Source organism: Rhodococcus sp. IEGM 1351 (assembly GCF_030056875.1).
Lineage (GTDB): Bacteria > Actinomycetota > Actinomycetes > Mycobacteriales > Mycobacteriaceae > Rhodococcus_F > Rhodococcus_F opacus.
Window position 1 is genome coordinate 411,100 of record NZ_JASHKU010000004.1, and the last position, 11,397, is coordinate 422,496.

The 11,397-nt window shown below is 68.1% G+C and carries 12 protein-coding genes and 1 riboswitch; of the genes, 2 read left to right on the forward strand and 10 right to left on the reverse strand.

Annotation, left to right across the window (positions count from 1 at the left end):
* Positions 1 to 162: 162 nt before the first annotated feature.
* Complete coding sequence (locus QM806_RS09925; protein WP_039952828.1) at positions 163 to 1,518, forward strand: WS/DGAT/MGAT family O-acyltransferase; 1,356 nt, start codon at positions 163 to 165, stop codon at positions 1,516 to 1,518.
* 13 nt (positions 1,519 to 1,531) lie between these two features.
* On the opposite strand, the gene QM806_RS09930 is transcribed toward QM806_RS09925, so the two are convergent.
* The 5 genes from QM806_RS09930 to QM806_RS09950 all read right to left on the reverse strand — a co-directional run bounded on the left by QM806_RS09930 (position 1,532) and on the right by QM806_RS09950 (position 5,707).
* Entirely contained in the window at positions 1,532 to 2,344 is an 813-nt protein-coding gene (locus tag QM806_RS09930) for an ABC transporter ATP-binding protein (protein ID WP_005570526.1), read from the reverse strand.
* Positions 2,337 to 3,158, reverse strand: coding sequence for an ABC transporter permease (locus tag QM806_RS09935; RefSeq protein ID WP_005570525.1), 822 nt, complete (start codon positions 3,156 to 3,158; stop codon positions 2,337 to 2,339). Before QM806_RS09935 ends, QM806_RS09930 begins: the two co-directional genes overlap by 8 nt.
* On the reverse strand, positions 3,136 to 4,176 hold the full coding sequence (locus QM806_RS09940) for an ABC transporter substrate-binding protein (RefSeq protein ID WP_065491850.1): 1,041 nt from the start codon (positions 4,174 to 4,176) through the stop codon (positions 3,136 to 3,138). Before QM806_RS09940 ends, QM806_RS09935 begins: the two co-directional genes overlap by 23 nt.
* Complete coding sequence (locus QM806_RS09945) at positions 4,161 to 4,883, reverse strand: TenA family protein (RefSeq protein ID WP_005570523.1); 723 nt, start codon at positions 4,881 to 4,883, stop codon at positions 4,161 to 4,163. Before QM806_RS09945 ends, QM806_RS09940 begins: the two co-directional genes overlap by 16 nt.
* A riboswitch (TPP riboswitch) is annotated at positions 4,877 to 4,972 on the reverse strand. It overlaps the preceding gene by 7 nt.
* A 57-nt stretch (positions 4,973 to 5,029) precedes the next feature.
* Positions 5,030 to 5,707 (reverse strand): NUDIX hydrolase, encoded by a 678-nt coding sequence (locus QM806_RS09950; protein WP_054248573.1) that lies wholly within the window; start codon positions 5,705 to 5,707, stop codon positions 5,030 to 5,032.
* Positions 5,708 to 5,819: 112 nt separating this feature from the next.
* Between QM806_RS09950 and QM806_RS09955 the strand changes: the two genes are divergently transcribed.
* The gene (locus tag QM806_RS09955) at positions 5,820 to 7,373 is read left to right on the forward strand and encodes a carboxylesterase/lipase family protein (RefSeq protein WP_005566683.1); all 1,554 of its coding nucleotides are present in this window, start codon (positions 5,820 to 5,822) and stop codon (positions 7,371 to 7,373) included.
* Here QM806_RS09955 and QM806_RS09960 read toward each other — a convergent pair.
* The 5 genes from QM806_RS09960 to QM806_RS09980 form a co-directional block, all read right to left on the reverse strand.
* Entirely contained in the window at positions 7,366 to 8,607 is a 1,242-nt protein-coding gene (locus QM806_RS09960; protein WP_005566684.1) for an MFS transporter, read from the reverse strand. The two genes, QM806_RS09955 and QM806_RS09960, sit on opposite strands and share 8 nt — an antisense overlap.
* 83 nt (positions 8,608 to 8,690) lie before the next feature.
* On the reverse strand, positions 8,691 to 9,218 hold the full coding sequence (locus tag QM806_RS09965) for a DUF3558 domain-containing protein (RefSeq protein ID WP_133984706.1): 528 nt from the start codon (positions 9,216 to 9,218) through the stop codon (positions 8,691 to 8,693).
* The gene (locus QM806_RS09970; protein ID WP_133984705.1) at positions 9,215 to 9,757 is read right to left on the reverse strand and encodes a DUF3558 domain-containing protein; all 543 of its coding nucleotides are present in this window, start codon (positions 9,755 to 9,757) and stop codon (positions 9,215 to 9,217) included. Before QM806_RS09970 ends, QM806_RS09965 begins: the two co-directional genes overlap by 4 nt.
* Positions 9,741 to 10,016 carry a GNAT family N-acetyltransferase gene (locus tag QM806_RS09975; protein WP_005252788.1) on the reverse strand — a complete coding sequence of 92 codons (276 nt, stop codon included), beginning with the start codon at positions 10,014 to 10,016 and terminating at the stop codon, positions 9,741 to 9,743. Before QM806_RS09975 ends, QM806_RS09970 begins: the two co-directional genes overlap by 17 nt.
* Before the next feature lie 65 nt (positions 10,017 to 10,081).
* Complete coding sequence (locus QM806_RS09980; protein WP_242322806.1) at positions 10,082 to 11,197, reverse strand: glycoside hydrolase family 183 protein; 1,116 nt, start codon at positions 11,195 to 11,197, stop codon at positions 10,082 to 10,084.
* Positions 11,198 to 11,397: the final 200 nt, after the last annotated feature.

Here is an 11,397-nt window from a genome sequence, read left to right on the forward strand (position 1 = left end):
CGGCCTCGGTGCCCATCGACATGCTGCCTTTAGGTTTCCACCTCTTTGCGCCGTACGGTCTACATCGAAGTTGGTCGCACGGACGCTACGCCCGACGTAGCATCCAGGCAAAAGTCGTAATGGGATAGTGACCGAGCGGGGGTGAACGTCCAGGTGGGGATCATGCCGGTTACCGATTCGATATTCCTTCTCGGAGAATCGCGAGAGCATCCGATGCACGTGGGATCGCTCGAATTGTTCACACCGCCGGAGGATGCCGGCCCCGACTACGTGAAGTCGATGCACGAAACTCTGCTGAAGCACACGGACGTCGACCCTACTTTCCGGAAGAAGCCCGCGGGCCCCGTCGGCAGTCTCGGGAACCTGTGGTGGGCCGACGAGTCGGACGTCGACCTCGAATACCACGTGCGTCATTCGGCCCTCCCGGCCCCGTACCGCGTCCGGGAACTGCTGACGCTCACGTCCCGGTTGCACGGCACGCTCCTGGACCGTCATCGCCCGCTGTGGGAGATGTATCTGATCGAGGGTCTCGGCGACGGCCGGTTCGCCATCTACACCAAGCTGCACCACTCGCTGATGGACGGGGTCTCCGGGCTGCGGCTGCTGATGCGGACGCTGTCGACCGACCCGGATGTGCGCGACGCACCGCCGCCGTGGAACCTGCCGCGAAGAGCGTCGGCCAACGGAGCCGCCCCCGACCTCTGGTCGGTGGTGAACGGGGTCCGTCGCACGGTCGGTGAGGTGGCCGGTCTCGCACCGGCGTCGCTGCGCATCGCCCGCACCGCGATGGGGCAGCACGACATGAGGTTCCCGTACGAGGCGCCCCGCACCATGCTGAACGTCCCGATCGGTGGCGCGCGCCGGTTCGCCGCGCAGTCGTGGCCGCTCGAACGCGTCCACGCCGTGCGGAAGGCGGCGGGGGTCAGTGTCAACGACGTGGTGATGGCCATGTGCGCCGGGGCGTTGCGGGGGTACCTCGAGGAACAGAATGCGCTACCGGACGAGCCGCTGATCGCGATGGTTCCGGTGTCGCTGCGCGACGAGCAGAAGGCCGACGCCGGCGGCAACGCGGTCGGGGTCACGTTGTGCAACCTGGCGACGGACGTCGACGACCCGGCCGAGCGTCTGACGGCGATCTCCGCCTCCATGTCCCAGGGGAAGGAACTGTTCGGCAGCCTCACCTCGATGCAGGCGCTGGCGTGGTCCGCGTTCAACATGTCGCCGATCGCCCTGACGCCCGTGCCGGGGTTCGTCCGCTTCACGCCGCCACCGTTCAACGTGATCATCTCCAACGTCCCGGGGCCGCGGAAGACCATGTACTGGAACGGGTCCCGGCTCGACGGCATCTACCCCACGTCGGTGGTGCTGGACGGGCAGGCACTCAACATCACACTCACCACCAACGGCGGCAACCTCGATTTCGGTGTCATCGGGTGCCGCCGCTCGGTGCCGAGCCTGCAACGCATCCTCTTCTATCTCGAGACGGCTCTCGGCGAACTCGAGGCGGCACTGCTCTGAGAGGCCGCGTATTTCAGCGCCGGGCCGACTCCTGCTCGACGAGTGCCCGGCGCGATTCCTCGTGGAGCACCCCGAGCAGTTCGTGTTCGACGTCCGCGAACTCGGGCGACGTCATCATCGACAATTCGCGGGGACGCGGCAGGCCCACCGTCACCTCGCGCCGCACGGTCGCGGGCCGCGCGGACAGCACGACCACCCGGTCCGACAGGTAGACGGCCTCCCGGATGTCGTGGGTGATCATCAGCACGGTCCACCGGTAGCGCTGCCACACGTCCTGCAACCAGGTCTGCATCTCGGTGCGGGTCAACGAATCCAGGGCGCCGAACGGCTCGTCGAGCAGCAGCACCGGACGGTCCTGGACGACGGTCCGCAGCATCGCGGCCCGCTGTCGCATCCCACCGGACAGTTGGCTGGGGCGGGCGTCCTCGAACCCGCCGAGACCGAACACGGAGAACAGTTCCCGAGCCTTGTCCCGCGCCTGCTTCCGGGGCACGCCCTGCACCTCGAGTCCGAGGGTGGTGTTGTCGAGGACGGTGCGCCACGGGAACAGCAGGTCCTTCTGCGGCATGTACGCGCACTTCGCGGGGCCACTCCCCGCGGGACGCACCGGTTCGCCGCCGATCGTGACGGTGCCGGCGTCGGGTTGGTCGAGACCGGCGAGCATGGAGAACGCGGTGCTCTTCCCGCACCCGCTCGGGCCGATCACCGACACGAACTCACCCGGTTCGACGGTGAACGAGACGTCGTCGAGGACGGGCCGGATGCCGCCGCGGACCGGGAACCCCTTGCTCAGACCGGACAGTGCGACGCGCGCGGTCTCACTCATGCCGGGCCCTTTCGTTCTTGATCCACGGGGCGACGACGCGCTCGACCGCGAAGGTGAGCAGGTAGAGGCTGACGCTGATCACGGCGGTCACGAGCACCGCCGCCAGCACGAGGTCGGTGCGGAAGGAGTTCTTCTGCGTCGCCATGTAGATGCCGAGACCGGCCGTGGCCCCGACGTATTCGGCGAACACGGCGCCCACCACGGCGTACGTGATGCCGATGCGCAGGGCGGTGAAGAACCGGGGGATCGCCGACGGAAGCCGCACGTAGCGGAATTCTTGCCATCGTGAGGCACCCATGCTGCGCAACAACGCGCCCGCCTCCCGGTCGGCCGCGGCGAAACCCTCGATCAGACCGATCGTCATCGGGAAGAACGTGGCGAGGGCGATCACGAGAATCTTCGGCAGCAGACCGAATCCGAACCAGATGATCATCAGCGGCGCGATCGCGATGATCGGCAGCGTCTGCGACACGACGAACAGTGGAACGAACGCGCGTCGCAGCCACGGCGAGAAGTCCACGAGCACGGCGAGCGCCCACGCGAAGAGCAGGGAGACGGCGAACCCGATCAGCGTCACCTGGAGTGTCGCGGAGGCGTGACCGGAGATGGCGTCCCGCGCCCGCCAGCCCTGTTGGACCACCCGCAGCGGCGACGGCAGCACCTGAGGCCGGATACCGCTGACCGTCACGTACACCTGCCATGCGACGACCAGCAGCGCCACGACCACGACCGCGGGCAGCACCCGCCGCAGCAGCGGGGACGCGCCCGGGGCCGTGGTGCGGAGACTGGGGTCAGGGCTGAGCGAGGTACTCATTGGTGAAATACGTCGACCAGTCGGGTTCCGTGGTCAGCGGTGCCCCGTCGGGGCCGGTGAGCAGGCCGTGCTTGAACAGGAAACCGGAGTAACCCGCCCACTGCTCGGCCGTCTGTGTCCCGACCTTTCCGGAACTGTCCTTCATGTATTCGGAGGACAGCATCTGCTGGCTCTCTCGCACGAGGGACTCGTCCGTGAAGGCGCCGGGGTTGGCGTCGATCAGTATCTGTGCGGCCTCGTCCGGCTGGTCGGCGGCGAACTGGTATCCGCGCTGCAGGGCCTGGACGAACTTGCGGGCCTGCTCGGGATGGTCGGCCATCCATTGCTCGTTGCCCTCGATGACGAGCGCGTACGCATCCGGGAAGCCGTAGTCGGTGTAGTGGAAGTAGCGCATCGGGGTGCCCTGGTGCTCGGCCTCGATGCCCTCCCAGCCGAAGAACGAGACGGTGAAGTCGGCGGTGCCGGAGTACACGGCCTCGTACGCCGAGGTGCCGAGCGTGACGGTGGTGAATTCGCCCTTGCCGCCGTCGTTCCGAATGATCTGCTTCAGCGTCTCCTCGCCGTCCGGGTCCGCGAACCCGGCGTAGATCTTGCCGTCCAGATCCCGGGGGCGGGTGATGTCGGCGCGATCCGCCTTCACCGCGATGCCCGTCGCCCAGTGCTGCAGCGGAGCCATCACCGACGTGGTCTGTGCGCCCGCGGCCTTCGAGAACGTCGCGGAACTCTGGAAGCTCACCCCGAACTCCGCGTTGCCGGCGTCGACCAGGGTGTCGGGCGAGGTGTCGTTGTAGGGCAGCACCTGCACGTCGAGTCCGGCGTCCGCGAACCAGCCTTCCTGCTGGGCGACGAACAGACCGGTGTGGTTGGTGTTCGGTGTCCAGTCGAGTGCGAACCGGATGGTGTCGCCGGACTGCGAGTCACCGGCGCAACCGGTGAGCAGCGACAGGGCGGAGACCAGGACGACGGCTGCGGTGGCAGCGCGCTTGGTACGAGAGAAGAGTGTCACGACGCCGGCCATTCCTGCTTGTTGAGAGCGGTGTCCCAGAACATGTGCTCGTAGCGGCTGGCGATCACGAACGCCTCCGCCATCGCCTCACGCTGGGCATCGGTCGCGGCCTCGGCCGCGGCGTCCACGAGTTCGCGGGCCGTCGCGACGGCGGCGTGGAACTCCTCGGCGTCGTAGGTGGTCACCCACTGTGCGTAGGGGTGCGACGGGTCGGCGGAGAGCACCTCACGGGCGCTCGCCGCGAGCCGGTGCCCGACGTCGGCGTAGATCCAGAAGCACGGCAGCACCGCGGCCGCAGCCACCGCGTACGGCTCGGTGGCGGCGACGGCCGTCAGATACGAGATGTACCCGAGGCAGGCCGGCGAATGCTGCGGCTCCACGTCCGACTCGGGGAGTCGTCCGCTGGTCAGCAGATTCTGGTGCAGCGTCGCCTCGACCGTGGCGGCCTCGGCGGCCGAGCCCGCCCAGAACCCGGCCTCGACCGGGCCCGGCGCATGCGCGGCGACCAGCGAGAGAGCCTTCGCGTACCCGGTGAGGTACAGGAAGTCCTGCTCGATGTACGTGCGGAACACGTCCAGCGGCAGCGTTCCGTCGCCGAGGCGGCGCAGGAACTCGAGTTCGTCGATCGCCTCGCGCAGCACCTTGGTCCGGTCCCACAAGTGGTCCGTGAATCGGGCGTGCTGGCCGGTGCCGGCAGCATCGTGGACAGAGCTATTCACAACGTTGACATCCCTTCGTCAGCATTACCTGAGCAGGTTCCCGGGTGTGTTCTCAGCCCCGCCTGTGCGGAGCACCCCGTGTCAGAACAAGCCGACCCTAGCACCGGCCGTGCCGCGGGCGGAAAGGCCCGGGTCGGTCGACGGGCTCAGCCGGCGAGGAACGCGGCCGCGGTCGGCGGGAGAGACGCGGGGCCGCGCCGGTAGATCTCCGCGGGCCGGCCGGTCCCGACGACGGCCATGTCGCCGGTGTTCTCGAGGGCCGGCATCATGTGGCGCCGGAACGAGTCCTTCGGCAGGGGACGTCCGAACACCACCTCGTAAACCCGGCGGAGTTCGAGCACCGTGAACGTGTCGCCGGCCAGGCCGGACGGGTCGACGGCCCGCGCGTACCGCTCGCGCAGGTCGGCGACGGCGAGGGCGACGACGTCCGCGTGGTCGAACGCCATCTCCTGCGTCACCCGGTCGTCGTCGACGGTGATCAGCATCGTGTCGCGGGGGAGCGCTGTGCGGGGCAGCGCGGCGCCGTGCGTCATCGACAGCACCCACCCGCGATCGTCGCGGTCGGGGTCGTCGAGCATCGCCAGCTGATGGAATTCGGTGCCCGTCAGCCCGGCCGTGGTGTGCAGGCACCGCTCGGCGGCGTCCCGCAGTCGTTCACCCTCGTGGAGGAAGGTGCCGGGAAGGGTGAAGTGGCCTGAACGGCGTGGAACCACAATCACTTTCAGTTCCGTTCCGTCGACGGTGAGGACGGCGACGTCGACCGCCACGGAGGGGCGCGGATAGTCGAGGAGGCTCTTGCCGTCGGAATCGGTCCATGCGGCCACGCAGGAATGTTAGCGCACGGTTGATCTATCTCGCGTTCGATCGGTCCTGCCTGCTCATCGTTGGTAGTTTGGCGAGAGATTCCCGGTACGTGCTGCGTGAGGAGATTCGTCCGTGGAGGTCGACAAGTCCGGCGACACGCTCGTCGTCCGTGCCCGGGACGGCGACGTGCGTGGCTATCCCGAGGGCGACGTCTACGCGTGGAAGGGCATTCCGTTCGCCGCGGCGCCCGTCGGCGACCTGCGGTTTCGCGCGCCGGTCCCGCCCGCACCGTGGGAAGGTGTGCGCGACTGCGTCGACTTCGGCCCGATGGCGCCGCAGGGGCACGGAACCGCCGTCCCCATCGATGCGGGACTCGAGATGGACGAGGACTGCCTGTCCGTCAACGTCTGGGCCCCGAGACCCGACGGCACTCCGCGGCCGGTGATGGTGTGGATCCACGGCGGTGCCTACTGCCTGGGAACCGCAGCCCAGGGCATCTACAACGGGCGCATCCTGTCCACCCTCGGCGACGTCGTGCTGGTCTCGTTCAACTACCGGGTGGGAGCGCTCGGCTTCCTCGACCTGTCGTCGTTCTCGACGGCCGAGCGGGTGTTCGAGACCAACTGCGGGCTGCGTGACCAGGTCGCGGCCCTCGCATGGGTGCGCGACAACATCGCATCGTTCGGCGGTGACCCGGACGAGGTGACGGTGTTCGGCGAGTCGTCCGGAGCCGGGTCGATCACCACGCTGATGACGTGTCCGAGCGCCGAGGGGCTGTTCCACCGCGCGATCGCCCAGAGTCCGCCCGCCACGTCGGTCTACGGGAGTGAGCGGGCGGCCACCGTCGCGAAACAGTTCCTCGACATCCTCGAGGTGGAACCCGGGCAGATCGACACACTGCTGCACCTTCCGTACCGCACGGTGATCGAGGCCAGCGACACACTCGTCAACGAGGTTCCGACGAGGATCCCGGGCACGCTCGCCATGGCACCCGTGGTGGACCGCGACTTCCTGCCCCGCTACCCGGTGGCCGCGTTCCAGAAGGGCTACTCGCACCGCATCCCCCTCATCATCGGTTCCAACAAGGACGAGTCGTCGATCTTCAAGTTCATGAAATCGCCTCTGCTGCCGGTCACTTCGGATTCGGTGCAGGAGATGCTGAGGGCGATCGCGACCGATCACCCGGAACTGCCCGCCGCTCGCCTCGCCGACATCCTGTCGGCGTACCCGGACCGCGGAAAAGCGAAGGGCGCGCTCGCGATGTCGCGGGACGCCGCGTTCCGGATGCCCGCCCTGTGGGTGGCCGACGCCCACAGCCGGCACTCGCCGACGTGGATGTACCGGTTCGATCAGGCCACGCCGATGCTCAAGGCCGCACGGATCGGAGCCGGCCACGCCACCGAACTCCCGTACGTCTTCGGCAATTTCGACACCCTCAACATCGACCCGACGTTTTGGCTCGGCGGCCGGAAGACGGCGCTCGAGGTGTCGGGCCGGATCCAGCGCCGGTGGCTCGCGTTCGCGCGGCACGGTGTCCCCGCCGCGCTGGACGGGTCCAAGCACTGGGCCCCCTACGACGAGGAGAACCGCTCGACGTTGCTGATCGACGGCGCGGACACCCTCGTGAAGGACCCGGACCACGAGATGCGGATCGCCTGGGGCAACGACGTCATGGGCTTCAACTGACGGGCACCTTGTCGTCGAGTTCCTTCAGGACGGGCAGCGCGAAGCAGGCCAGCCCGATGATCAGGACCGGGATCGCGAGCACGAAGAACGTCGGCTGGATTCCCCACTTGTCGAGGAGGGGACCGGCCAGCAGGTAGCCCAGCGGGCCCGCGGCGTACGCGGTGGACGTCATGACGCCGGTGACCCGACCACGCATGTGCTCCGGGCTGCGAGTCTGCATGGCGTAGTTGGCGATCGGGCCGACCGGACCGAACACGAGACCCTGGAGGAGGGCCAGCGCCAGAATCGCCCACAGCGGCGGCAGGAACGCCATCGCGACCATGGCCGCGCCCAGCACCGTCACCGCCACCACCATCAGCGTCCTGCGCGACACGAACGGCGCGAGCGGTCCGTACGCGAGGGCGCCCACCACGCCGCCGATACTGAGCGCCATCAGCACCGAACCCAGCTGGGCGGGCTTGTCGAGTTCGGTGAAGTACACCGGGAACACCACCGATTCGACGGGCATGTACAGCGCGACCACCGCCATGTCCACGAGCGCGATCGTCCGCAGGAGCCGGTTGTGCCACACGAACTTCAGCCCCTCGAGCGTGCCGTGCCAGATGGACGTCGGGCGCGTGGACGTGTCGGGTCTGCCGGCGTTCTCCAGTCGCAGGAACGCGATGGTGACCACGGACAGCACGAAGCCGACGGCGGTGACCCACAACGTGTTCACCGCACCCACCGTCGCGATGAGGACACCGCCGATGCCCGGACCGACGAGATACGCCACGTTGTAGTTCGCCTCGTAGAGGCTGTTCATCCGGTCGAGGGACCACCCCGCCGACTTCGTGGCGGCGGGCAGCATCGACTCCCGCGCCGCGATCCCGGCCGGATCGAACGCGGCGCCGATCGCGGCGAGGACGGCGATCACCGTCACGGTGAGGCCCGTCGTGTTCGCGATCACCGGGATGGCCGCCACGGACAGGGCAGACAGGCAGTCGGAGATCATCGACGTGCGGCGACGTCCGAACAGGTCGACGAACGTGCCCGCGAACAGGCTCGACACCAGCAGCGGGAGGGTGGCCGCGCCCGCGACGATCGCGGCGTCCGACGCGCGACCGGTCCTCTCGAGCACGAGCCAGGGCAGCACGACGATCGCGATGCCGTTGCCCGTGGACGAGAACAGCGTCGCGAGGTTCAAGAGGATCAGGGGCCCGAACCGGCGAGTCACAGCCGTCTCGGTGGCGGTCACGGCAAGGGTCCTCTGGTCGGCTCGATCGGTGGTCCTTCGACGCTAACAGCGAGGTCGTGGCCACCGCGAGCGAATTTCGGCCGCTACTGGTTGCGTTGCAGGGTCAGTTCGGCGAGGGTGCGCGCACCGTCGCACGGGTCGCCGGTACCAGACCGCTGCTGCACCCACCACGTGATGACACCGGAGTAGGCGGCGGTGATCCCGCACGTCGCCGAATCACCCGGACGCCGGGCGCTGAACGCCGACGTGCCCGCGATCGACGTGGTTTCCACCTGATAGCCCAGCTGGTCCGCCACACTCCGCTCCCGTTGCAGCGAGTTGTTCTCGAACCAGCCGAACGTGACGTCGATGGATCCGGCGGCGGAGGACACCGTCCACATGCACACCGCGCCGAAGAAGTACTGGTCGATGCCGGCGCCGTGGAGGGTCTCCGCGATCTTGTCGTTGGGGACGGCGTCGCACTCGCGGAGGAGCTTGTCGAACTGCGGTGAGCCGCCGCCTTCGGAGGCGGCCGCGCCCTCGGGCAGGGGACTGCCGGTGACGGAGGTGCCGCAGCCGGCGAGCACCACCGCGGACGCCACCGCCGCGGCGAGCCGGCGGGCGGCGCTCACTTGACCTTCTCCAACGTCAGCCGGCCGAGCGCGGTCGGGGCCGCGCACGGATCGGAGGGCGCGGTGCCCGTGCCGTAGCGGACCAGCCAGTGCACGAAGTCGGAACCGGTGCCCAGCGCGACCTCGCAGAACCCGACGTTCTGCGAGGAGAACCCGCGGTGCCCGGCGATCTCGAGGTCGTGGACCTCGTGACCGATGCCCTTGGCCACCGACCGTTCCCGATCGATGGGGCTACCGCGGTACCAGGTGAACATCACGTACCGTTCGCCGCCGTCCGCTTCCCACCGGCACTTGATGCCGTTGCGCGACACCGGGGTGAGCCCGGTGATCCCGGCCCGCTCGTACACCTCGGCGTCGGTCAGCGAGCCGCATTCCCCCACGAACGCGCCGGGCTGCGCGGACACCGACGTCGTCGGCGCGGACGCCGCCGGATCGGTCTCGGAACCGTCGCCGGCACCGCAGCCGGCCAGCACGACCGCCGCGGCGACCACACATGTCGCGCGGACGGTCAGGCGGACCGGATCAGACGAGCTCCGCATAGCTCGGATTCTCGGCGATGTACTTCTCGACGTACGAGCACGACGGAATCACGGTGAGCCCGCTGGCCTTCGTGTCGTCGAGGGCGGCCTTCACCACCTCCGCGGCCAGACCCTGACCACGGAACTGGGGGTACGTCACGGTGTGGTGGAAGTCGCGGGCACCGTTCCGCTCGAAATAGTCGGCGTATCCGGCCAGCTGACCGTCGAGGTAGATCTCGAACCGGGATTCCGACACGTCGTGCTCCACCGTGGCCGCCACAGACCGCTCCTCTGCTCGTGTGGCGTGCGCGCTGTCCCGCGCACGCTGTCACCCGCAGATTACCGTCAGTCCGCGAGGTTGGTGCGCAGCAGCATGACGTTGTAGTCCGACCAGGTGGTAGCCAGGAAATACAGATCGGATCCCTGCGACCACGGGTGCATGTACGCGCCGTACAACTCGGGCACGTCCCGGCTGCTCACGAGCACCTCGGGTTCGCTCCAGCCGGATTCGAGATGGTCGGACCGGCGCATGACCACCGAATTGCCGGCGTCGGTGTACATCGCCACGAACTGACCGAGGTACTGGTTGAACTGCACCGACAACTCGCTGACGGGTCCGGGGATGACCGGTGCGGCGACGGTGGCGTTGGCCTTCACCCACGCCTTGCCGTCCCAGTACTCGTACAGCGTGAGGTTCCGGATGTCCGCTTCCTTCACCCGCGACAACCGGGCGTCGCCGGAGCGACCCGACGGCGTGCCGAACGCGTAGACGAATCCGTCGTGCTTGACGTACGAGCCCATCTGGAAGTTCTCGGCGCCCGTGCCGGGCACGTTGGGCCGCAGCGTCAGGGGGTCGGTGACCCAGTTCTCGCCGTTGTCCACGGAGTATGCGATGCCGGACGCGTTGGTGTCCCACTCGCCGGGGGCGCCCCAGCTCCGCACGGACATGTAGTTGATGTACTGCGTCGCGCCGGGACCCTCGCCGACCGAGATGCCGGTGGTGGGGATGACGGTCTGCTCCACACCCGGGATCTTCTTGCTCTGGATGATCTCCTTGGAATGGTTCGGGGTATCGATCGGGGAATTGTCGATGCCCATCCCGTCGGTGAGGTCCTTGTCGGAGCTGCGCAACAGGATGTTGCTGCGCCAGTCGCCGACCAGACCGCACAGCGGGTTGTCGCTCAGTCCGACGGTGTCACCGAACGCGGTGAGGATCTCACCTCCGCCGTTGTCCCACATGATGCCGAGGTCGGTGCCGAGCACCCGGAACCTGCCGATCGTGTCGTTGGAGCTGCGCGGACCGGTGATGTGCGCGATAGCCTGAGTTTTGCCACGTAGCTCGGGAAGGCGACCGTCGCTTCCGTTGAGCCAGGGAATGGGGTTGATGCCCTGATTCGAGCCGCTCGAGCCGAGGCTGCCGGTTCCGAGGCACGGGGCCGCCGCCGCAACAGGGGGCGTCATCGTGAAAAACGTGCAGGTTGAAGCGAGTAAGGCGGGCATCGCCAGGGAGGCGACACGGCGGAGTCTGGTCACGAGCGCACCTCTCTGCGAGGAATCGAGTCGGGTCCGGTCACGCTAGCAATACCTCACCTGTCACACCAGCCCCCGCGTTGACTCACGAAAAATGCGCGCGTACACCTATTCGTTGCCTCATCGAGGAA